This is a genomic window from Shewanella sp. 10N.286.54.B9 (genome assembly GCF_041468565.1).
Classification (GTDB): domain Bacteria; phylum Pseudomonadota; class Gammaproteobacteria; order Enterobacterales; family Shewanellaceae; genus Shewanella.
Genome location: NZ_JBFRIY010000051.1, coordinates 1 through 21,197, shown reverse-complemented (window position 1 = coordinate 21,197; position 21,197 = coordinate 1). Strand labels below are relative to the sequence as shown.

Sequence of the window (21,197 nt, the reverse complement as noted above, 5' to 3'; positions counted from 1 at the left end):
ATAATAAGGTAAACCACCATGGAACAGCTAGCGCATCTTTATCACGACCACATTAGCGAGTTAAATCGTCGTGTCGCTGATATCACTTCTCGTGAAAATCTGTCCGGCCTAGTGATCCATTCTGGTCAACCCCATAGACAGTTTTTAGATGACATGGACTATCCATTTAAGGTTAATCCTCACTTTAAAGCTTGGTTACCGGTGATCGATAACCCCAACTCTTGGTTAGTTGTTAATGGTCGCGATAAACCGACGCTTATTTTTTATCGTCCGGTTGATTTCTGGCATAAAGTGGCCGATGAGCCAACAGACTTTTGGGCCGATTATGTCGATATTAAGTACCTGACTAAAGCTGATAAGGTCGCTGAGTTTTTACCTGCAGATATTGATGATTGGGCTTATATTGGCGAACATTTAGATGTTGCAGATGTACTGGGTTTCAACCGACGCAACCCTGATTCGGTATTAAGTTACCTGAATTACCACCGAGCCGAAAAAACCGCCTACGAACTGGCGTGTATGCGTAAGTCGAACTGTATCGCAGTGACAGGTCATCAAGCCGCGAAAACGGCTTTCTATAATGGTGCTAGCGAATTCGAGATCCTTCAAGTTTACCTAAGTGCAATCTCTCAGGGTGAAAATCAAGTGCCATATAGTAGTATTGTGGCATTAAATGAAAACGCTGCCATATTACATTATACCGCACTAGAGCAGGCATCACCGTCACAGAGACTGTCATTTTTGATTGATGCTGGCGCTAATTTTCATGGCTACGCTTCAGACATCACTCGTAGTTATGCGTTCCAGAAGAATATTTTTGATGATTTGATCACTGCTATGGATCGTATGCAGTTACAGGTTATTGCGATGATGAAACCTGGCGTTAGCTATATCGATCTACATATTGCCACCCATCATAAGTTAGCGCAGATACTCATAGATTTTGATATTGCATCTGGTGATGCAGCGGGATTAGTAGAGCAGGGGATCACCAGTGCTTTCTTCCCTCACGGTCTCGGACATATGCTAGGGCTACAAGTACACGATATGGGAGGTTTCCTTGCCGATGACAAAGGGACTCATATCGCCTCGCCTGATGCGCATCCATTCTTACGTTGCACCCGAACACTCGCTGAGAATCAAGTATTGACCATTGAGCCAGGTGTTTACATTATCGATTCATTATTGGCTGAACTAAAGCAAGATAATCGCCAACAGCAGGTGAATTGGAATACGGTTGATACCTTGCGTCCATTTGGTGGGATCCGTATTGAAGATAATGTCATTGTGCACAGTGATCGAACTGAGAATATGACTCGGAACTTTGGTCTTAATCGCTAACAATATGTCTATTTTAAGACGCTTACTAATGTTGAGAAACGTAATGAGTCATTCATTTTGAGTGAGAGCTACCAGATCCCTGCGGGTAGCTTATTGATCGAAGAAGAGATTAAGCATAGTCGATTCATCTCAAAAATATTCCACTGTCAGTCTGAACTGGAGTTTAAGTGTGTACTTACTAACCTAAAGGTTGAATATCCTGGCGCAAGCCATTATTGCTATGCATTTGTTGCCGGTGCACCGTCCGATAGTATCAATATTGGCTCAAGTGATGATGGTGAACCATCGGGCAGTGCTGGCCGGCCGATGCTGGCCGCTTTGCAAGGCAGTAATATCGGTGAAGTTGGCGCAGTGGTTATCCGTTATTTCGGAGGCACTAAGCTAGGTGTTGGCGGATTGGTACGCGCTTATAGCTCAGGCTTGAAAAAGGGATTGCAGCAGCTAGAGACTAATCTTAAGCAGATCCGCTATCCGGGAAATCTAGTGTGTGGTTACCATCAACTTAAAGATGTTGAACATCTTTTTTCACAGTTCGATGTGGTGATTGCAGATAAAGTCTTTGCCGAAAATATCAGTATTGAGTTTGCCATACCAAAGCGCTTTAAAAGTACGCTAAATATAGAGCTGGCCACCATGAGTCAAGGACAGTTAAAAGCACTATATGACTGAAGAGGCTAAACTCTCGCTGAGAGAGCAAATCTTTATACTGACCGCTATAAGTAAAACGATTGTGAACATTCTTAAGAAGTGTGCGAAAATGCATTTGAGCAAAAATGCGCTAGCAATGGAATCTAATGCAATATAGAACAATAATAAGAATTACAGGCCTATTAATGGGGCTGTTCTCCTTGTCTTTACTTCCGCCAGCTTTGGTGGCCGTTATCTATAAAGATGGCGGCGGTATGGCATTTATACAGGCATTTGTTTTATGCCTAATTCTTGGCTTTACACTTTGGTATCCCAATCGTCGCCACCGAAAAGATTTGCGCACTCGAGAGGGGTTCTTGTTGGTGGTGCTATTTTGGGTCGTGCTTGGTTCTATTGGTGCGGTGCCGTTTATTTTTTCTGGCCAACCTTCGCTTAGTCTAACTGATAGCTTCTTTGAGTCCTTTTCTGCGCTAACAACTACCGGTGCGACTGTCATTGTTGGTTTGGACGCGCTACCTAAAGCAATCTTGTTCTACCGACATCTGCTGCAGTGGCTTGGCGGTATGGGGATTATTGTATTAGCAGTGGCCATTTTACCAGTATTGGGTGTCGGGGGGATGCAGTTGTACCGCGCTGAAACGCCCGGACCGGTAAAAGACAGCAAGATGACACCGAGGATTGCCGAGACCGCTAAAGCGCTTTGGTACATCTATTTAGCCTTAACAGTGGCATGTGCAGTGGCCTATTGGGCGGCTGGAATGGATGTGTTTGATGCTATTTGTCACTCGTTTTCAACCATAGCTATTGGTGGGTTTTCAACTCATGACGCCAGTATTGGCTACTTCGAAAGCCCTGCCATCAATATGATTTGTGTGGTGTTCTTATTAATTGCGGCACTGAATTTTAGTTTGCACTTTGCTGCATTTTCACGCCGCGGCATCAACCTAAAAGTCTATTTTAAAGACGCTGAGTTTAAAGTTCTTATCGCTATCCAACTCGGTCTAACTGCGATTTGTTTTGCTACGCTCTATCATAGTGGCATCTACGATTCACCAGAAGAAACCTTTGATTACGCGCTATTTCAGGCTGTTTCTGTTTCAACAACTGCAGGTTTTGGTACAGAAAGCTTTCATGCTTGGCCGCTGTTCTTGCCTATTTTGTTAATATTTTCCAGTTTTATTGGCGGTAGTGGTGGCTCTACTGCTGGTGGTATTAAGGTAATGCGGGTTATTTTACTGCTGCTACAGGGCTCACGTGAACTTAAGCGGCTAGTGCATCCTCGTGGTATGTTTTCGATTCGTATAAGCGGTAAAGCGCTGCCTGATCGAGTGATTGATGCAGTGTGGGGATTCTTCTCTGCCTATGCCTTAGTCTTTGTATTGTGCATGTTGATCTTAATGGCGATGGGCATGGATGCGATTACTGCATTTAGCGCCACGGCTGCATGTTTGAATAACCTTGGCCCCGGTTTAGGTGAAGTTGCCAGTAACTATGCCAGTATTGGTGACGGTGAAAAGTGGGTATTGTTATTTGCCATGCTATTTGGTCGCTTAGAAGTGTTTACGCTGCTGGTATTATTTACACCTACATTCTGGAAGAATTAAAATTGCTGTGGCTAAGCTAGTTTTAATCATATAGCTTTACCCTAATGGTCGAGAACCATAATTTTAATCTACTAAGAGCAGGAACTGAATGAGCAATACACTGGTTATCTATTCAACCGTCGATGGTCAAACCAAGGCAATTTGTGAGCAGATTAGCAAGATCAATCGCCAGCTAGGTGCTACTGTCACTTTAGCCTCACTTGAAGAAGCTGAAGCCTTAGGTTTAGCTCAGTTTGATAAGATATTGGTGGCTGCGAGTATTCGATATGGTAAACATAGACCTGAACTGTATCAGTTTATCAACCGTCATCATGCAGTATTAAGTGCAAAGAAAAATGCTTTCTTTACTGTGAATGTGGTGGCGAGAAAACCTGAGAAAAATACTCCAGAAACCAACCCGTATATGACAAAGTTCCTAGCGCTTTCATTGTGGCAGCCGCAGCAGCTTGGCGTGTTTGCGGGGAAGATTGATTATCCCAAATACCGCCTGTTCGATAAAGTAATGATCCGCTTTATCATGTGGATGACTAAGGGGCCAACTGATACCAGCGGTACCTTTGAATTTACTAACTGGGATAAAGTCGATGAGTTTGCTCGCAGTTTCGCTGAGCGGTAATTATGGGTTTGCTATGATCATAAAAAAGCCTGCTATTGAGCAGGCTTTTTTCCTATGAATGCTTACAACTACTATGCGCAGTATTTCTTATGCAGGATTGAGATAACTTCGGTCACTTGTTCATTCTTCAGGGTGTAGAACACAACCTGTGAGCTCTTACGAGTCGCAACTAAGTCTTCCGAACGTAACACCGCTAAATGCTGTGATAATGCAGACTGGCTCAATGGCACCGTTTCATTTAACTCAGTTACGCTTAACTCTTTATCAAGTAATAAGCATAAGATCATTAATCTGTATGGGTTTGCAATTGCTTTAAGCCATTTTGCAGCACTCTCTGCATTAGTTACCATTGCACTGACATCGATTTCTTTTTGCATACGGTTACTCACTTCATAGCCTTTAATTAGTTAATTCTAATTGAGTTGGTGTGATAAAACAATATACCCCTGCGCTACAGGGATCTCAATTTTTGATGTTGATAATATGAGCTATGCCTAATTTGTGATCTATTATCCTGTTAAATCGACCATTTACTGCAACAATGAATGCAATGTGAAATTTTCCGAGTTGGAATAATGAATAAATCAGTTTTAGTTTTGTATTACTCACGTGGCGGTCATACGGCCAGAATTAGTCGAGCGATTGCCGACCGTATTGTTAGTGAAGGGCATCAGTGCGATATGATGCATATCAACGAAGCTAAGGCTGAAGGGTTGGACTGGTCGAAGTATGATGCAGTCGCGTTGGGTGCATGCGTGCTTTATGGTTCATACCATAAGTCTGTTTTTGAATTTGTTACCGAGCACCAAGCTGAGTTGGCCGCTAAACCATCGAGCTTTTTCAGTGTAAACGTAGTGGCACGTAATCCAGAAAAACGAGTACCTGAAAATAATAAGTATCTGCAGAAGTTTATTGAGCTCTCACCTTGGAAACCGCAAGATGTTAAAGTGATAGCTGGTAAAGTTGATTACCCATCATGGCGTTGGTACGACCGCTGGATGATCCAGTTCATTATGAAGATGACTAATGGCCCAACGGATCCGACATCGATTATCGATTACACCGATTGGCAAGATGTCGATGTTTACGCTGACCACTTGGTTACTTTGTCAAAATAGCGCGAAGTAGACAGATAAAACCATAGCTAAAGGCTATGGTTTTTTTATGGCTATGAATCCACATTAAGATGATCAAAATTTAATTAGCGACTGCAAAACTATCCACTCTATAATCCGCCGCCAGCATGCCATTTAGGCATATTTGCTGGGTATGAAATTGATTATTTAGAGGTCATTTATGAGTAGTGAAATAAAATTGCGAGCATTAGAACGAACCGATTTAAGGTTTATCCATCAGCTGAATAATAACCGTACCATCATGGGCTATTGGTTCGAAGAGCCTTATGAATCGTTCGATGAGTTAGAAGCACTTTATAGTAAGCATATTCACGATAAAACCGAGCGTCGTTTCATTGCTGAAGGTGCTGAACTGCAGACTGTAGGGTTAGTCGAGCTGGTTGAGATCAACAGCATTCACCGTAGTGCGGAGTTTCAAATCATTATCGCTCCAGTATACCAAGGTAAAGGTTACGCCAGAACATTGATAAACAAAGCACTTAATTATGCTTTCACAATTCTCAATTTGCACAAAGTTTACTTACATGTCGCGATAGATAATGAAAAGGCAATCCATCTTTACCAGAAGTGTGGTTTTGTAGAAGAAGGGCATTTGGTGAAAGAGATATTTATTAATGGTGAGTATAGCGACGTTAAGCGTATGTATATACTGCAAGGCACGGTGTGATTTATTGCCTTAATATCAGTCTTTCCACTCGCATTTTTTTACTGTAGTAGAGAATATTGATCTTCAATATTCTCATCAAAAACTAAGCATTGTGAATGCTGTTAAAAATATTAGTTACTAGTATTTCCAAAAGCTCGGATGAAACAGAACAGCCACTGTTAAAATCTCTAACCTGCCTAACAGCATACCAACCGATAATGCCCATTTAGCAACATCGGGTAATGGCGCAAAGTTACCCGCAGGACCAATGGTGTCACCCAGTCCTGGTCCAACATTGGTCACGGCTGTAATTGCGCCGGTAAAGCTGGTGATAGGATCTAAACCCGTCAGTACCAAGATGATAGATAAGCCAACAATGACCAACATAAATAGCAATATAAAGGTGACCAGTGAGCGGACGATATCATCCCTGATGATGCGGTTGTTGTAGCGTTCTTTAAACACCCCATTAGGGTGAAATTGCTGTTTAAGTTGTTCACGCATAATCACGCCAGCAATTTGAAAGCGGAAAATCTTAATCCCACCAGAGGTTGAGCCCGAGCAGCTACCGACGAACATTAAAAATAGGAATACGATATTGGCAACGGCGCCCCAAGCGGAATAATCAGTGAGGCCGTAACCCGTCGTGGTCACAACAGACACTACGTTAAAACTAGCGAGGCGCAGGGCATCAATAGGCTCTATCTCTCTGCTACTCCATAACCAGATTGCCAGCAATGTTGAAACCAGAACGACAAACTTTAAGAAGCCTTTTACCTGAGCATCATTCCACACTTTCAATGACTTCTGTTGCACCATGTAGACAAACATTAACAGCGGCAGGCCACCGGCGAGCATAAAAGTGGTGCCGACCCAGTGCGCCTCTTTTGAAAAGGCAGCCATAGAACTGTCTGAAGTTGAATAACCGCCAGTTGAAAGGGTGGTCATTGCATGGTTGATTGCCTGAAACCAATTCATGCCGCTGCTGTGGTAAGCCAAAAAGCACATAAAAGTCAGAAGGATATAAACGGTAAATAGGCTTTTTGCCATATGCTGGGTGCGAGGGGTGGCTTTATCACCCCAATCTGAAGACTCTGTCCTAAATAATCGCATACCACCGACGTTTAAAAATGGCAGCACCGCTACCGCCATCACAATAAAACCTATACCACCGAGCCACTGCAGCAGTGAACGCCAGATAAGAATACTGTGATCCATGCTATCTAGGCCTGAAAGTACCGTTGAGCCAGTGGTAGTGATCCCTGACATGGTCTCAAAGAAGGCATCGGTATAGTTAATACCGTGATACAGCGTAAAAGGTAGTGCGGCGAATAAGCTAACAATAAACCAGGTGAGACTGGTGAGTAGAAACATATCGCGGATGTTGAGGTGTAGTTGCTGAGATTGTCCTTGATGCATGCAAAAACTGGCCGCGGTGCCCGCAACCAAAGAGGAGATCATAAATGCACCCACTGTTTCTTCGCCGTAGTAAAGCGCGAAAGCACCAGGGATTAACATAAACGCAGTGAGCGTTGATAGAAAAATCCCCAATATAAACAGCAGAGGCCGAAAGTTCAGCATGGTGTTAAGTTAGGCTCCAGAACACATTTAAAAGAAGAAGGCGCTCGGTTGGAATAACTTTTCAACTTCACCGATAAACTTCTTGTTAACTAAGAACAGGATGACATGATCACCTTGTTCAATGACCGTTTTATCGTGTGCCATCAAGACTTCGTCATCTCTGACAATAGCACCAATTGTGGTACCTGGAGGCAGTTTGATTTCGCCAATCTGCTTACCGACAACTTTTGAGGTATTTTTATCGCCGTGGGCAATGGCCTCAATGGCCTCAGCTGCACCACGTCTTAACGAGTAAACATTACAGATATCGCCTTGACGTATATGGGTCAAAAGCGCAGAAATAGTGGCCTGTTGTGGTGAGATGGCGATATCAATATTGGCCTCTTGCACGATATCAACATAAGCTTCTCGCTGAATCAGCACCATGACCTTTTTGGCGCCCATACGTTTTGCCAATAACGCAGCCATAATATTGGCTTCATCGTCATTAGTGACCGCAATAAAGACATCGGTTTGATCGATATGCTCTTCGAGTAATAGCTCTTGATCTGAAGCATCACCACAAAATACCGTAGTATTTTCAAGTTTTTCAGATAACTCTTCGGCGCGCTCTTGTTTGTGTTCTATTAGTTTGACTGAGTGGTTGCGCTGCAGTTGTTTAGCGAGCCCAAGACCAATATTACCACCACCGGCAATCATAATATTGCGGTAGGAGTTATCCAGTTTCTGCATCTCACTCATTACTGCGCGCACATGACGACTATCGGCAACAAAGAACACTTCATCATCGGCTTCAATAATGGTGGTGCCGCGCGGCATAATAGGGCGGCCTTGCCTAAAGATAGCGGCAACGCGGGTATCAATATTGGGCATATGCTCGCGCAGTGCGGCTAAGGCATTACCCACCAGTGGACCGCCGTAATAAGCACGAACAGCCACTAGGCTTAGTTTACCTTCGGCGAACTCTAATACTTGCAGTGCACCTGGGTATTCAACAAGGCGACCAATATAGGCGGTCACTAGCTGCTCTGGTGCAATAAGTTCATCAATGATGAAACCACCGCGTGGACGATTCTCTGAGTGTTTAGTTTCACTATCAATAAACAGTTTATCGCGCAGGTTTAAGTATTGTTCTGAGCGGATCCGGGCAATTTTGGTGGGCGTACCAAATAGTGAATAGGCAATTTGGCAGGCTGCCATATTACACTCATCGCTATTGGTTACCGCAATCAGCATGTCAGCATCTTCTGCGCCAGCTTCCCTTAATACATCTGGGTGAGCACCGTGGCCACAAATAACTCGCAAATCGTACTTATCTTGCAAGGTACGTAAGCGAGTTTTGTCGTTATCGACGATAGTAATATCGTTATTTTCACCCACTAAGTTTTCGGCTAATGTGCCACCAACTTGTCCTGCACCCAAAATGATTATTTTCATTGCCGTACTAATCCTTCACTAGGCGAGCGTAATAAAAGCCGTCCATATTCTCTTGTCCTGGAACAATTTGCCAACCTATATCCTGCGGGTTGGGTTGCTCTTCGATAGGCACTAAGGTTGCATCAGCAGTTCTTGCTAAAAAGGCGCTAACTTGATCTTTGTTTTCTTGTGGCAAGATAGAGCATGTTGCATATAAGAGTGTGCCACCTGGCTTTAACCACTTCCAGCAGTGATCAAATATTTTGGATTGCAGTGCGGCTAACTCTTCAATATCGTTGTTTTTTCTGAGCCACTTGATATCAGGGTGACGGCGAATAACACCGGTTGCAGAGCAAGGTGCATCGAGCAAGATACGATCAAATTTATCACCATGCCACCAAGAATCAATATTCGATGCGTCGCCATGGATGAGTTCAGCTTGTAGCGATAATCTATCTAGATTCTGTTGTACTCGCTCAAGTCGCTTGGCATCAAAATCGATTGCAACTAGCTTAATATCGGGAGCGAGTTCTAATAAGTGACAGGTTTTACCACCAGGTGCAGCACAAGCGTCGAGTACCAACTCTTCCCCTTGTGGGGCGAGTAGTGTTGCTGCCCATTGAGCGGCACCATCTTGTACTGATGCTGAACCCGTTTCAAAACCTGGCAGTTGCATCACATCTCGAGGACTAGACAGTAAAATAGCATCATTGCTACTACCTGCTGTAGCTTCAACGTCCATATCGGTCAATGCACTGAGATAGGCTTCGCGAGTTTGTGATTGCTGGTTGTTACGCAGCCACATAGGCGGTCGTTGATGGCTCTGTTCTATAATCTGCTGCCAGTTTTCAGGATACGCATCTTTTAGGCGTTTGATGATCCATGCTGGCGTATTGTAGGCAAGCGTATCGTTGTCGGTCGCTAGTGGTTTTTCTTGACGTTGAATAGTGCGCAGTACCCCATTAACAACCTTAACTAAGCCTTCAAACTTTAATTGGCGACAAGCTTCTGCTGTTTCTGAAATCGCAGCATGACTAGGGATACGTGTAAAGTAGATCTGATAACAGCCAACCAAAAGTAGCTGGTGAACAATACGCTGCTTCCCTTTGAGTGGTTTGCTCATACAGTCACTGACTTGTTTGTCGAGCTGGGGTAGATGGCGCATGACACCATAGCAAAGCTCTGCTAACAGTGCTTTATCTTTGCCACTTTCTAGGTGACGTTGCTGATCGGGCAGAGCGACAGAAAGTGAAATGCCTTTTTCTAACACCTGAAATACCACTTTCGCGGCTAGTGCTCTTAAGTTTATTGCCATTAGCCTTGGTCATCCATTGCATTGTTGAGTTGAGTGCCTGGTGTGAACCAATCGGCGCGAGAATTGAGAATATCAGCAACACTAAGTGGTTTCTTGCCGGGTAGTTGCATCGTAGTGATGGTTAACACACCGTCTCCGGTCGCAACCTCAATACCGTTTTTATCGGCAGAGATGACCGTTCCTGCTGCTGCTGCAGTTGAAGTACTATCACTAACATGGCTTTGCCAAACTTTTATGGTATTACCAGCATGTTGATAGTGGCTTACTGGCCATGGGTTAAAAGCTCTGATTTCACGCCAAAGGGCTTGGGCTGATTTAGACCAATCAATTTGCGCTTCTTCTTTTGATAATTTCTCTGCGTAGTTGGCTAGGCTCTCATCCTGCTTTTCTGCTGGTAAAGTATCAGCCGCGATGCCCGCTAACGCTTCAACGAGAGCGCTTGGACCTTGTTCGGCGAGCTTTTCATACAGAGTGGCTGAGGTATCAGTATCTTCAATTTTTAACTGGGTCTTTAATAGCATGTCACCGGTGTCCAGGCCAACATCCATCTGCATGATGGTAACACCTGTCTCAGTATCGCCAGCCCATAAGGCGCGTTGAATGGGCGCTGCTCCACGCCAGCGAGGTAAAATAGAACCGTGCACGTTGATACAACCTAAGCGTGGTGTATCAAGCACTACTTTCGGTAAGATTAAACCGTAAGCCACTACAACCATAATATCGGCATTAAGCGCAGCTAATTCTTGCTGCGCGGTTTCATCGCGTAATGACTTAGGTTGTAACACTGGAATATCATTTTCGAGTGCCAATGCCTTTACCGGGCTAGATTGTAGCTTTTTGCCACGACCTGCAGGTCGGTCTGGTTGGGTATAAACTGCAATCACATTGTGCTGTGATTCGATAAGCGCTTGAAGGTGGCGAGCGGCAAAGTCTGGCGTACCGGCAAAAATGACATTAAGTGGTTTCAAAAATTTATCCTTGTTTTGCTTCTAAGCGAGCGGCTTTTTCTAGCTTTTGCTTAATACGTTGGCGTTTCAGTGGCGATAGATAATCCACAAATAATTTACCCGCTAAATGGTCGAGTTCATGTTGCAGGCAAATAGCAAACAGCCCTTCAGCTTCTAAAGTAAACTCATTACCGTCTCGATCAAGCGCTTTGATGGTGACAAATTCGGCACGATCTACTTTTGCATAGATACCAGGAACCGATAAGCAGCCCTCTTCATTACAGAAATCACCGCTTTTGGCAATTATCTCTAAATTAATGAACACTTTTGGGCGATCGATCTCATCTTGAAGATCCATTACGATAAGTTGATGATGAAAATCTACTTGGGTAGCCGCTAGACCAATCCCCTTTTCTTCATACATAGTCTCGAACATATCGTCGATTTGTGTCTGTAGAGCAGCGTTAAACTCGGTGATTGGCTTTGCTACTGTACGTAATCTTTCATCTGGAAAACGTAAAACTTTTAATAAACTCATACCTAAACTCTTAACAAGTCTGTCAAATCTAAACCAGTTAGTTATACTGGCTCAGGCTAATGGCTCAATTTTAGTCCTTAGCGGCATTCAATAACAGCAAAAGCTCTACTTATAATCTAATAAAGAGCAAATAGCATGGATACCCTGATGAAACGGTTACTATTACTTGCTTCACTTATGCTTGGTTGCACCTTCGTTTTCGCTGATACTTTGACACTGAAGTCTGGACATCCTGAGTCCTATGTTGTTAAAAAAGGCGATACTCTTTGGGATATATCGGCTTTTTTCCTAAAAGATCCTTGGCGTTGGCCTAAATTGTGGGGCGCTAACCCGCAAGTGGCTAACCCACACCTTATCTATCCTGGTGATCGATTGACGCTGGTGTTTATTGATGGTGAGCCCCGCTTAGTGGTCAAGCCTCATTTAAGCAAGAGTCCTGCTGGGCGTGTTTCACCCAAAAATGGTGCCATTCCTGCTATAGACCTGTCACTGATCCAACCCTATTTGTTGCACAATCGAGTCGTTGAGGCCAATTGGTTTGAGCAACAGCCGATGGTTATGGGCGGTGAAAGCGAATCTCGCCACCATGTGGTATCAGATATTGTTTATGTTCAAGGCGAGCTTACCGTTGGTGATAAATTTGGTATTTATGCCAGTGGCCGTGAGTTTGCCAATACTGATGGCGAAGCACTTGGGCTCGAAGCTATTTTGACTGCAAGTGGCCGGGTTGTTGAGTCTGGTCCGGTATCGAAAGTGGAGCTGTTAAGTAGTTTACGGGAAACTAAAGCCGGTTACCGCTTGCTGCCAATTGAAGATGACTCATTAATGTCAGCCTACTTTATGCCTAGAGCTGCACAACTGACCGTTCCAACTACAGTGTTGGCCTCGGGCATTGATATTCGAGCTATGGGTAAGTTCGATGTCGTTTACATTGACCGTGGTGATACCGATGGTGTTGAGACTGGACAAGTGTTCTCAATATTTAAAGAGGGCGATGTGGTGGTGATAGATGGTGACGGAGTGCCTGTACCACCAAATGACCGTACTCGTTATGAAAAAATGTTGGCTGGGATCTCAGCTGACAATGCGGTACAAATGCCTGATCTTTATCGTGGCAAGCTAATGGTTTTCAAAGTTTTTGAAAAAGTCAGTATGGGGATTATCTTAGTTAATGAGCGCCCGGTAAGGGTCGCGGATAAACTGACCATTCCTGACTCGCTGATAGCGAGCGAGTAGTCTAAAGTTAAATCTGTGCAGTGATATTACTGCGCAGATGACTTGAGGATAGACTATTAATGAAAAGCTGGTCGACTGGCTAGTTGTTTCTGCTGTATCCGGGCTAGGACCCGCTCGGATTAAACAATTGATAAATTACATGGATGTGGAAGAGTTAAGACAAAGACTAACGCATGAGCCAGATGCATTGCCTTTGCCTGAATCTTTGCTTCGCTCCAACCTTACCCCTAATTACGCTTTAGTTGACTCGGCACTTGAGTGGCAACAGCTGAGTGAACATCATCACCTGTTATATTGCGACGACCCTCTTTACCCGCCTTTGCTTAAACAAATTAGCGATCCTCCTAGCGTGTTGTTCGTTAAAGGTAACGCTAGTGCTCTTCTTCGCCCAAGTATTGCTATTGTTGGCAGCCGAAATGCCACCCCGGGAGGCTTAAAAATGGCACATGCTTTGTCATCGCAACTTGTTGAGCAACACCTATCTATCACCAGTGGCATGGCGCTAGGTATCGATGGTGCAGCTCATCGCGCTGCAATTGAGAATCATGGCGTATCCGTTGCTGTTCTTGGTACTGGTGTTGAAGTTATCTACCCCAAGAGACATCAGAATATTTACAATGGAATTCAAACAGATGGTTGTGTTATTAGTGAGTTTTGGCCACAAACTAAGCCATTTTCTGGCAATTTTCCGAAACGAAACCGCATAATTAGCGGTCTAACTCTAGGAACCCTTGTTGTAGAAGCGGGTTTAAAAAGTGGCTCATTAATCAGTGCGAGATTGGCTAATGAGCAGGGGCGCGAAGTATTTGCATTACCTGGTAGTGTACTAGGCGGCCACAGTGAAGGTTGTCATCAACTATTACGTGATGGGGCTAAGCTGGTGGAGTCTGCCGCTGACATTTTAGAAGAAGTTGCGGTTTTATCTGGTCTTCACCTTGAAGAAGTCAAAGCCAGTCACCATATAGGGGAGGAGATAGTCTCTGATTTGCCATTTGCTTCGCTGTTAGCTAGTGTAGGTTATGAAACCACAACGATCGATAACGTGGTTGAGCATAGTGGAAAAACCATAGAGCTAGTATTGGAGCAGTTACTTGAACTTGAGTTACAAGGTTGGGTTACTGCTGTACCCGGTGGTTATGTAAGACTTAAGAGGAGCTAGCCATGTTTGATATCCTCATGTATCTATTCGAAAACTATGTGCATAGTGAAGTTGAGTTTCTTGTCGATGAAGACGAACTCACAAAAGAACTAACCCGTGCTGGGTTTCACCAGGCAGAGATCATTAAAGCACTAACTTGGTTAGAAGGTTTAGCTGAGTTGCAAGAGGCGGGAACACCGTACCTTTGCAATCATGATCAGCAGTCTTTCCGTATTTATACTAAAGATGAGATTAATAAAATAGATGTAGAAAGTCGCGGCTTTCTGCTGTTTCTTGAACAGATTAAAGTGCTTAGTGTTGAAACCCGTGAAATGGTTATTGATCGAGTGATGGAGCTTGATGAAACGACGCTAAATTTGGATGATCTTAAATGGGTTATCTTAATGGTGTTATTTAATGCACCTGGCCATGAGTCAGCTTATGAGCAGATGGAAGATCTGATTTTTGAGCAACCGGATGGTCGATTGCATTCATAATAGTTTGCTGTGGTATCAGATAAAAAAGGAGGCTTATGCCTCCTTTTTTAGTACTGGAATTCACGCATATTTAAAAATGCAGGTGATTACTGTCTTGCATGAGATGCTGCGGTTGCAAGTAGTCACGATAGGCGTAACGATTCTGCTTATGCAGTCGTGGCTTAGACTTTTCTTCGCTGTCATCAAACTGCGCCACTTGAGAGGTTAACCACTCAGAAAACTGTTGCTGATGTTGTGTTAAGTCAGCTAATAACAGCTCATACCCTTCGAAGTAATCTGTTTTTAAGAACTGACTCAATTTCACGTAATCACTATGGTAATGCTCTGCGAGGAAACGCACTGCCATATAGCTCCACTTGTAAGTCATATCAACGCCATCTTTATATTCAGTCGCAAATATTTCTTCTAACGTTGGCGCCTTGTCGATATCGCGTTTGATGATCTTTAGTGCGGTAGGATTAGTATCACCTTGAGCAATATATTCAGCTAACCCTTCTGACCACCACACCATTTTGCTCGGGAAGTGTCCAAAACCGCCATATTTTACAAAGTGGCCGTCAAGGTAGTGTACGTATTCATGATTTAAGTTCCAAATGGCAAACTCGGGTTCAATCCAAAACTGACGATAGGCAAAAAATGTTGCTTGGTTACCGGGTTTTGAAGGTGTTCCTTCGATATACATTCCGCCGTTGTCGGTTTGAATATCGAATATTAGCTGACCATAGTAGTTGTATTGACTCCAGTTCTTAAATGCGACAACTCTCAGTGCTTCATTGTTATCATTTGCGGTTGCTTGCTGCTGTGTTTCTAGTACTTGATGAAAGTGAGATTCTTGCGAGGTGAGTTTAGTGCAACTCTCGGCCAGTTCTTGTTCATTAAGATCTTGCGCCAAGATAAACAGTGACTCAGAACAGTGATGCTCAATAGGCAGTGCTTCAGTTAGCTCTGGTACGCGACAAATATCACTATTTTCTTGGCAACGTTCTTGGGCTGAAAAGGTATTAACATGGTAGCCCTTGCTATAGGTATCTTTTGCACTATTCCCTCGTTGGGCTACATCTTGCCTAGCAATGTCGGCCACGGCTTTATCGACAGCAAGCTCAAGTTCAGTTGCAGCGCCATCTTCTGAACCCGGGAGTGCGAGCCTATATAATGCTAACGCCCAATAGGCGTTGATTTTTGGCCAATCCTGCTCCGCACGTATACTATTTTCACTTGTCGCAAATTCTAATAATGGTTGATTTAGGTTTGCTGCGATTAATGTCGTATTCAATTCGCCGTCGACATCTTTTCGACTAACGTTAAACAAAAAACCATAGGCCTTTAGTGTTTCTAGTAGCGCGTAATCATTTGCCTGTTGGCTAGTGGACGTTGTTAGTTGTGCCAGCTGATTATTGAGTTGTGGTAAAAGAGTGGCAAGTTGCGCTGCGCGCTCGTTATCAGCCAAGTAGCGGTAAAGGGTCACTGCAAATTGTTCTTGTAGGCGAGCATTTCTGTTTAATAGCCCTGAGTCTGCAAGACTTTTTAGGGCATTAGATAAGCCGACATAGTCAGATTGTTGCAGATCGTCAGTTGGACCGTAATAACTGAATGCACGAAAATAGTAGAGTAAGTTATCAAGTGCTTTAGGATCGGTTGTACTGGCTAATGCAGCACTTGCTTGCTGGAAATGAGATACTGTAAAAAGTGGGTTGGTTTCATCAAATAGCGCACTTTCAGAGTTGGCGCTTATTTGTTGGATTATTTCAGGTGCCGCAGCAGGGGGATTGGTTGTGGAGCAACCTGATATTGAGCCTGAGAGTGCCACTATAATCGTTAAAGCAATTTTTGTTTTTGTATTCATTTATAATGCCCTGTATTTTTTTGGATACAATATATCACCGTTTTTTATCAAAACCTATTAGATGAATACAACTGTCAGGCCAATACTTGGTAGAATAGCGACATACTGATGAACTGAGATAATCATGGCTAAAATCGATCAGCAACTGTTTACAACACATGAGCATGCACTAGAAAAGGAGTATGAACTCTGTCCTAAGTGTGGCTGCGAGTTGTCGGTAAGACATAGTAAACATGGTGGATTTATTGGCTGTAATAACTATCCAAGTTGTGATTACACTCGGCCGTTAGTGCAGCATGAATCCATCGAAACTCAAGTGATAGAAGGTTCATCTTGCCCTGAATGTGCCAGCGAGCTTGCGGTAAAGTCTGGTCGTTTCGGCATTTTTATCGGCTGTACTAACTATCCTGAGTGTAGCCACATTGAAAAGCATGATCAGGCTGATGCAGAGGATGAGATAGCTTGTCCTAAATGCAAAAAGGGTCATGTTGAGCATAGAACGAGTCGATTCGGTAAATCTTTCTATGCATGTAGCGCTTATCCAAAGTGTAAGTTTTTGGTGAACTATCCGCCTGTCGCCGAGACATGCCCTGATTGTGGCTTTGGAATACTCGTCGAGCGTAAAGGCGCTGCAGGTATGCGCTTGGAGTGCCCTCAAAAAGCCTGTAAATATAAACGGCCAGTCTGAGCTGACACGCTAAATGAGCATATTATCTTCCACTAATGCCGCTTTTAAGTAATCATAGCGATATTGCAATGTGTATTGAGCCAAGGTTAAGGGAGACCGATGTTAGAAGTATTGCCAGCTGAAGTAGCTGAAGTTGTTATGGGCGGAGGGGTGATTGCTTATCCAACCGAAGCTGTTTATGGCTTAGGCTGCGATCCTGACAATGACGCTGCGATTAATCATTTACTGCAGGTCAAGCAGCGTCCTTGGCAAAAAGGATTAATATTGGTGGCAGGAGAATACCAACAACTACTACCTTACATTGATGAGTCGCAACTAACTGCAGAACAACTTGCATTTGTTCACAGCAAATGGCCCGGACCATTTACCTTTATCATGCCAATCAAGCCCGGTTTGTCTAAATTATTAAGCGGTACTTTTGACTCCATTGCAGTGAGAGTGACTGCCCATGAAGGGGTGAGAGCTTTATGCGCCGCAATTGATAAGCCTATTGTTTCGACCAGCGCTAACTTATCAGGCCAGCAGCCAGCACTATCCCCATCGGCTGTAAAGCAGCAATTTGAAGGGATTATCTCAGGCTTAGTGTTAGGCGAGTTAGGCTATCAGAATGCCCCTTCAACTATTATCGATGCCAAGAGTGGCAACATTCTCAGAAAAGGTTAATCAAGGAAAAGTATGAGCACACCAGATTCAGCAGTAGTAAAAGCTTTCTTACTCGATCTTCAATCTCGAATTTGTCATGGACTGCAAGCTTTAGATGGCTCAGCCGAGTTTGTCGAGGATTCTTGGAAGCGTGAAGAGGGCGGTGGTGGACAGAGTCGAGTATTGACTAATGGTGCTGTATTTGAACAAGCTGGCGTTAACTTTTCCCACGTTACCGGTGCTTCTATGCCGGCATCAGCAACGGCGCACCGTCCTGAACTCGCAGGGCGTAGCTTCGAAGCGATGGGAGTTTCACTGGTTATTCATCCTAAGAATCCACATATACCCACCACTCATGCCAATGTGCGTTTCTTTATTGCGCAAAAAGAGGGTGCCGATCCTGTATGGTGGTTTGGTGGTGGTTTCGATTTAACACCATATTACCCATATCTCGAAGATGTTGTTGGTTGGCACCAAAGTGCCAAAACATTATGTGAGCCATTTGGTGATGAAGCCTATCCTAAATACAAAAAATGGTGTGACGAATACTTCTGGCTACCGCATCGTAATGAAACCCGTGGTGTTGGTGGCTTGTTCTTCGACGACTTAAATAAACAGGGGTTCGATAAGAGCTTCGACTTTATGCAAGCGGTGGGTAATGGTTTCTTAACCGCTTATGCGCCCATTGTTGAGCGCCGTAAAGATACCGAATATGGTGAGCATGAACGCCAGTTCCAGCTTTATCGTCGTGGCCGTTATGTCGAGTTTAACCTAGTTTATGATCGCGGCACCTTGTTTGGGCTGCAAACTGGCGGCCGTACCGAGTCGATTTTGATGTCTATGCCACCACTCGTTCGTTGGGAGTATGCTTATACTCCAGAAGCGGGCAGCCCAGAAGCGGCTCTCTACAGTGATTATCTTAAGCCGCGAGATTGGTTGAGCTTATAAATTGTCACTCTGTAAGCGTAATCAATAGCGGTTATTGATTACGCATATGATCTGCCAGAGTGGCTATTGCACTATAAATAGCTTGCTGATGCTGTGGGTCATTTACTTCGATCTCTATGGCTGCTTTCATGCAGATTAACCATTGATCCCGCATCGCTTCATCAACTTTAAAAGGCATATGTCTGGCTCGAAGTGCAGGGTGACCATGTTTTTGTTGATATAGCTGTGGCCCGCCTAACCAGCCGCTGAGAAACTCAAACAGTTTTTGCTCCGATTCACTCATTGGGGCACGGTGAATATCGAGTAGAGGTTTGGTTTCAGGTATGGTTTGCATCTGCGTATAGAACTGCTTAGCAATCGCGCGAATGGTTTGTTCACCACCGATACGATCATAAGCATTAGATTGCTGCGGATCTCTTTCACCCTTGCTGTCTTTGTTACCCACCAAGCGCTTTAACCAATTCATCTTGTATCTTCATTAATTTATAGTGAAGCCATTGTAACTGAAAATAACTGCATCGGAATAGATTGCTACTCACCGCAACAACGGTAAACTGATAGCCATTTCCGCTAGTGAATCGCAGGGTATTAAACATGACAGATAGATATGCAGTATTTGGTAACCCTATAGGCCATAGTAAATCTCCGAGCATTCATGCTGTTTTTGCTGCAGAAACCAATCAAGCTTTGCGCTACGAAGCGATATTGGCACCTATTGATGCGTTTGAAGCCAGTTTTCGTCAGTTTGTTGCTAATAATGGCTTAGGCGCAAATGTCACTGTGCCTTTTAAGGAACAGGCTTTTACCTTGTGCGATGAATTAAGTGAACAAGCGCAACTAGCCGGAGCGGTAAACACATTATCTGTATTAAGTGACGGCAGAATTCGTGGTGATAATACCGATGGCTTAGGTTTAGTGGCGGATCTACAAAGACACTTTGGCAGTCTTAAAGGGAAGAGTGTTTTGTTAGTTGGCGCTGGTGGCGCTGCGAGAGGGAGTGTTTTGCCGCTACTACAAGCTAATGTCGCAACGTTAACAATTGTGAATCGTACCCAGTCAAAAGCAGAGGCACTGGTCGATATATTTACTCAATACGGTAAGGTTTGTACTCAAGCTATTACTCATACTGGCCAAAGCTACGATGTCATTATTAATTCAACCTCATCAAGCTTAAGTGGTGAGGTGCCTAACCTTAGTGCGGAGGTCATGCACGCCGATACAGTTTGCTACGATATGATGTATGGCAAAGCACAGACAGCGTTTAACCTTTGGGCTGCAGAGCAAGGGGCGAAACAAACAATCGATGGTTTAGGTATGTTAGTGGGGCAAGCTGCTGAAAGCTTTTTAATTTGGCGCGGGGTTAAGCCAAGTGTTGAGACGGTTTTAAGCCAACTTAGAGCTGAGCTATAGGCGGGGACTGAACGGGACAGACATGAATCAAAGTATTTTATTTCCTGATCTACAAGATTGGGATCAATCATCGCAAATGATCATTTTTCCTGCTCAACAGCAGGGCATGAATATTGAGTGTCGGATTGGTATCGCGAAGTTAGCAGCATTATCAGAGACAGACTTAATAACTACCGATCAAGATATAGCAACCAAAGCGCTAGCAGTGTTTGAAACTTATCGATTTGATATAGAGGAAGAGGTGGAAGTGCTCATCGAACAAGAGCTGTTCGATGAGTTTGGGCGCATTATTGTTACCTAATGCACGCCTAATTACCTTCTGCTAAATACTCATTTTTCAGTCTGACGTAGTTATCGGCAGATTGTGGCAGAAAGGCAAGTTCAGCTTCTGTTAGTGGTCGTGCTTGCTTTGCTGGGCTGCCTACATATAAGTAGCCACTCTTAAGTATCTTATTTGGTGGCACTAATGATCCGGCACCTAGAATGACATCATCTTCCAATACCGCTCCGTCTAAAATGATGGCTCCCATACCGACTAATATTCGGTTTCCTACCTTGCAGCCGTGCAGCATGGCTTTGTGACCTATGGTTACATCATCGCCGATAATTAATGGCTGACCTTCAGGTAGTGAAGGGGACTTACGAGTAACATGCAATATAGTGCCATCTTGAATATTAGTTCTCTTACCAATAGCGATATAGTTTACATCGCCACGAGCTGCGACCAGTGGCCAAACGCTAGAGTCATCATCTAATGTGATATCACCCACCAAAACACATGCTTCATCAACATAAACATCATTCTTGAGCTGTGGCACCACGCCTTTATACGATCGCAGTGAGCGATTGTTTTGCGAGTTAGTCATCCAAAAGTCCTTAAAGTAACTGTTTTTGGCATTATAAAGCTTAAAAAGTAGCTAGTCAGGGTGTTTTATCAGCAAGCAGTAATAAAACTACACTTTTATTGCATTTTTTCGCATTTAGCCCCTTGCGCTCCGCTACGATTT

Annotated in this window: 23 protein-coding genes; 14 read left to right on the top strand and 9 right to left on the bottom strand. The window is 43.9% G+C overall.

Annotated elements, in window-relative coordinates; translation table 11 throughout:
- Positions 1–18 precede the first annotated feature (18 nt).
- The 4 genes from pepQ to hemG (AB4135_RS17540) all read left to right on the top strand — a co-directional run bounded on the left by pepQ (position 19) and on the right by hemG (AB4135_RS17540) (position 4,209).
- Positions 19–1,341 carry a Xaa-Pro dipeptidase gene (pepQ, locus tag AB4135_RS17555; RefSeq protein WP_371994756.1) on the top strand — a complete coding sequence of 441 codons (1,323 nt, stop codon included), beginning with the start codon at positions 19–21 and terminating at the stop codon, positions 1,339–1,341.
- Positions 1,342–1,398: 57 nt separating this feature from the next.
- The gene (locus AB4135_RS17550; RefSeq protein WP_371994755.1) at positions 1,399–2,010 is read left to right on the top strand and encodes a YigZ family protein; all 612 of its coding nucleotides are present in this window, start codon (positions 1,399–1,401) and stop codon (positions 2,008–2,010) included.
- A 125-nt stretch (positions 2,011–2,135) separates the two neighbouring features.
- Positions 2,136–3,593 carry a TrkH family potassium uptake protein gene (locus tag AB4135_RS17545; protein WP_371994754.1) on the top strand — a complete coding sequence of 486 codons (1,458 nt, stop codon included), beginning with the start codon at positions 2,136–2,138 and terminating at the stop codon, positions 3,591–3,593.
- Between the two features lie 88 nt (positions 3,594–3,681).
- Entirely contained in the window at positions 3,682–4,209 is a 528-nt protein-coding gene (hemG, locus tag AB4135_RS17540; protein ID WP_371994753.1) for a menaquinone-dependent protoporphyrinogen IX dehydrogenase, read from the top strand.
- 71 nt (positions 4,210–4,280) lie between these two features.
- On the opposite strand, the gene AB4135_RS17535 is transcribed toward hemG (AB4135_RS17540), so the two are convergent.
- Positions 4,281–4,586 carry a metalloregulator ArsR/SmtB family transcription factor gene (locus AB4135_RS17535; RefSeq protein ID WP_020910282.1) on the bottom strand — a complete coding sequence of 102 codons (306 nt, stop codon included), beginning with the start codon at positions 4,584–4,586 and terminating at the stop codon, positions 4,281–4,283.
- 198 nt (positions 4,587–4,784) lie between these two features.
- On the opposite strand from AB4135_RS17535, the gene hemG (AB4135_RS17530) reads away from it, so the two are divergent.
- Complete coding sequence (gene hemG, locus AB4135_RS17530; protein WP_371994752.1) at positions 4,785–5,327, top strand: menaquinone-dependent protoporphyrinogen IX dehydrogenase; 543 nt, start codon at positions 4,785–4,787, stop codon at positions 5,325–5,327.
- 178 nt (positions 5,328–5,505) lie between these two features.
- Positions 5,506–6,012 carry a spermidine N1-acetyltransferase gene (speG, locus tag AB4135_RS17525; RefSeq protein ID WP_371994751.1) on the top strand — a complete coding sequence of 169 codons (507 nt, stop codon included), beginning with the start codon at positions 5,506–5,508 and terminating at the stop codon, positions 6,010–6,012.
- A 117-nt stretch (positions 6,013–6,129) separates the two neighbouring features.
- On the opposite strand, the gene AB4135_RS17520 is transcribed toward speG, so the two are convergent.
- Genes AB4135_RS17520 through def form a run of 5 tightly spaced genes read right to left on the bottom strand, consistent with a single transcriptional unit; the run spans position 6,130 to position 11,788 of the window.
- Positions 6,130–7,572: a TrkH family potassium uptake protein gene (locus tag AB4135_RS17520; protein ID WP_371994750.1), complete on the bottom strand. Its 1,443-nt coding sequence runs from the start codon at positions 7,570–7,572 to the stop codon at positions 6,130–6,132.
- A 27-nt stretch (positions 7,573–7,599) separates the two neighbouring features.
- On the bottom strand, positions 7,600–9,009 hold the full coding sequence (gene trkA / locus AB4135_RS17515; RefSeq protein ID WP_371994749.1) for a Trk system potassium transporter TrkA: 1,410 nt from the start codon (positions 9,007–9,009) through the stop codon (positions 7,600–7,602).
- Between the two features lie 7 nt (positions 9,010–9,016).
- Positions 9,017–10,297: a 16S rRNA (cytosine(967)-C(5))-methyltransferase RsmB gene (rsmB, locus tag AB4135_RS17510; RefSeq protein ID WP_371994822.1), complete on the bottom strand. Its 1,281-nt coding sequence runs from the start codon at positions 10,295–10,297 to the stop codon at positions 9,017–9,019.
- Positions 10,298–10,302: 5 nt separating this feature from the next.
- On the bottom strand, positions 10,303–11,271 hold the full coding sequence (gene fmt, locus AB4135_RS17505; protein ID WP_371994748.1) for a methionyl-tRNA formyltransferase: 969 nt from the start codon (positions 11,269–11,271) through the stop codon (positions 10,303–10,305).
- A gap of 4 nt (positions 11,272–11,275) precedes the next feature.
- Entirely contained in the window at positions 11,276–11,788 is a 513-nt protein-coding gene (gene def / locus AB4135_RS17500) for a peptide deformylase (protein WP_371994747.1), read from the bottom strand.
- A gap of 135 nt (positions 11,789–11,923) precedes the next feature.
- Here def and AB4135_RS17495 point away from each other — a divergent pair, with 135 nt between their 5' ends.
- The 3 genes from AB4135_RS17495 (at position 11,924) to AB4135_RS17485 (ending at position 14,659) form a co-directional block, all read left to right on the top strand.
- Entirely contained in the window at positions 11,924–13,024 is a 1,101-nt protein-coding gene (locus AB4135_RS17495) for a LysM peptidoglycan-binding domain-containing protein (RefSeq protein ID WP_371994746.1), read from the top strand.
- 139 nt (positions 13,025–13,163) lie between these two features.
- On the top strand, positions 13,164–14,183 hold the full coding sequence (gene dprA, locus AB4135_RS17490; RefSeq protein ID WP_371994821.1) for a DNA-processing protein DprA: 1,020 nt from the start codon (positions 13,164–13,166) through the stop codon (positions 14,181–14,183).
- Positions 14,184–14,185: 2 nt separating this feature from the next.
- Entirely contained in the window at positions 14,186–14,659 is a 474-nt protein-coding gene (locus AB4135_RS17485) for a DUF494 family protein (protein WP_220737799.1), read from the top strand.
- Between the two features lie 70 nt (positions 14,660–14,729).
- Here the strand turns inward: AB4135_RS17485 and AB4135_RS17480 are convergent, their stop codons facing one another.
- The gene (locus AB4135_RS17480; protein WP_371994745.1) at positions 14,730–16,502 is read right to left on the bottom strand and encodes a collagenase; all 1,773 of its coding nucleotides are present in this window, start codon (positions 16,500–16,502) and stop codon (positions 14,730–14,732) included.
- A 124-nt stretch (positions 16,503–16,626) separates the two neighbouring features.
- Between AB4135_RS17480 and AB4135_RS17475 the strand changes: the two genes are divergently transcribed.
- From AB4135_RS17475 to hemF, 3 genes are all read left to right on the top strand, one after another.
- Positions 16,627–17,190 carry a topoisomerase DNA-binding C4 zinc finger domain-containing protein gene (locus AB4135_RS17475; protein ID WP_371994744.1) on the top strand — a complete coding sequence of 188 codons (564 nt, stop codon included), beginning with the start codon at positions 16,627–16,629 and terminating at the stop codon, positions 17,188–17,190.
- Between the two features lie 99 nt (positions 17,191–17,289).
- Positions 17,290–17,853 carry an L-threonylcarbamoyladenylate synthase gene (locus AB4135_RS17470; RefSeq protein WP_371994743.1) on the top strand — a complete coding sequence of 188 codons (564 nt, stop codon included), beginning with the start codon at positions 17,290–17,292 and terminating at the stop codon, positions 17,851–17,853.
- A gap of 12 nt (positions 17,854–17,865) precedes the next feature.
- Positions 17,866–18,780, top strand: coding sequence for an oxygen-dependent coproporphyrinogen oxidase (hemF, locus tag AB4135_RS17465; protein WP_371994742.1), 915 nt, complete (start codon positions 17,866–17,868; stop codon positions 18,778–18,780).
- A gap of 31 nt (positions 18,781–18,811) precedes the next feature.
- On the opposite strand, the gene AB4135_RS17460 is transcribed toward hemF, so the two are convergent.
- A complete protein-coding gene (locus AB4135_RS17460; protein ID WP_371994741.1) occupies positions 18,812–19,246 on the bottom strand; it encodes a group II truncated hemoglobin in 435 nt (144 codons plus the stop codon).
- 128 nt (positions 19,247–19,374) lie between these two features.
- Between AB4135_RS17460 and aroE the strand changes: the two genes are divergently transcribed.
- Positions 19,375–20,190: a shikimate dehydrogenase gene (gene aroE, locus AB4135_RS17455; RefSeq protein ID WP_371994740.1), complete on the top strand. Its 816-nt coding sequence runs from the start codon at positions 19,375–19,377 to the stop codon at positions 20,188–20,190.
- Positions 20,191–20,212: 22 nt separating this feature from the next.
- The gene (locus AB4135_RS17450) at positions 20,213–20,491 is read left to right on the top strand and encodes a DUF1488 domain-containing protein (protein ID WP_371994739.1); all 279 of its coding nucleotides are present in this window, start codon (positions 20,213–20,215) and stop codon (positions 20,489–20,491) included.
- A gap of 7 nt (positions 20,492–20,498) precedes the next feature.
- Here the strand turns inward: AB4135_RS17450 and AB4135_RS17445 are convergent, their stop codons facing one another.
- Entirely contained in the window at positions 20,499–21,056 is a 558-nt protein-coding gene (locus AB4135_RS17445) for a gamma carbonic anhydrase family protein (protein ID WP_371994738.1), read from the bottom strand.
- Between the last annotated feature and the right edge of the window lie 141 nt (positions 21,057–21,197).

Coding starts and splice junctions, on each gene's coding strand:
- hemG (WP_371994752.1), top strand. CDS start 4,785: ATGAATAAATCAGTTTTAGTTTTGTATTACTCACGTGGCGGTCATACG.
- hemG (WP_371994753.1), top strand. CDS start 3,682: ATGAGCAATACACTGGTTATCTATTCAACCGTCGATGGTCAAACCAAG.
- pepQ (WP_371994756.1), top strand. CDS start 19: ATGGAACAGCTAGCGCATCTTTATCACGACCACATTAGCGAGTTAAAT.
- def (WP_371994747.1), bottom strand. CDS start 11,788: ATGAGTTTATTAAAAGTTTTACGTTTTCCAGATGAAAGATTACGTACA.
- speG (WP_371994751.1), top strand. CDS start 5,506: ATGAGTAGTGAAATAAAATTGCGAGCATTAGAACGAACCGATTTAAGG.
- AB4135_RS17535 (WP_020910282.1), bottom strand. CDS start 4,586: ATGCAAAAAGAAATCGATGTCAGTGCAATGGTAACTAATGCAGAGAGT.
- hemF (WP_371994742.1), top strand. CDS start 17,866: ATGAGCACACCAGATTCAGCAGTAGTAAAAGCTTTCTTACTCGATCTT.
- AB4135_RS17460 (WP_371994741.1), bottom strand. CDS start 19,246: ATGAATTGGTTAAAGCGCTTGGTGGGTAACAAAGACAGCAAGGGTGAA.
- AB4135_RS17485 (WP_220737799.1), top strand. CDS start 14,186: ATGTTTGATATCCTCATGTATCTATTCGAAAACTATGTGCATAGTGAA.
- AB4135_RS17445 (WP_371994738.1), bottom strand. CDS start 21,056: ATGACTAACTCGCAAAACAATCGCTCACTGCGATCGTATAAAGGCGTG.
- AB4135_RS17495 (WP_371994746.1), top strand. CDS start 11,924: ATGGATACCCTGATGAAACGGTTACTATTACTTGCTTCACTTATGCTT.
- AB4135_RS17545 (WP_371994754.1), top strand. CDS start 2,136: ATGCAATATAGAACAATAATAAGAATTACAGGCCTATTAATGGGGCTG.
- AB4135_RS17475 (WP_371994744.1), top strand. CDS start 16,627: ATGGCTAAAATCGATCAGCAACTGTTTACAACACATGAGCATGCACTA.
- AB4135_RS17520 (WP_371994750.1), bottom strand. CDS start 7,572: ATGCTGAACTTTCGGCCTCTGCTGTTTATATTGGGGATTTTTCTATCA.
- AB4135_RS17470 (WP_371994743.1), top strand. CDS start 17,290: ATGTTAGAAGTATTGCCAGCTGAAGTAGCTGAAGTTGTTATGGGCGGA.
- dprA (WP_371994821.1), top strand. CDS start 13,164: ATGGATGTGGAAGAGTTAAGACAAAGACTAACGCATGAGCCAGATGCA.
- AB4135_RS17480 (WP_371994745.1), bottom strand. CDS start 16,502: ATGAATACAAAAACAAAAATTGCTTTAACGATTATAGTGGCACTCTCA.
- trkA (WP_371994749.1), bottom strand. CDS start 9,009: ATGAAAATAATCATTTTGGGTGCAGGACAAGTTGGTGGCACATTAGCC.
- aroE (WP_371994740.1), top strand. CDS start 19,375: ATGACAGATAGATATGCAGTATTTGGTAACCCTATAGGCCATAGTAAA.
- AB4135_RS17450 (WP_371994739.1), top strand. CDS start 20,213: ATGAATCAAAGTATTTTATTTCCTGATCTACAAGATTGGGATCAATCA.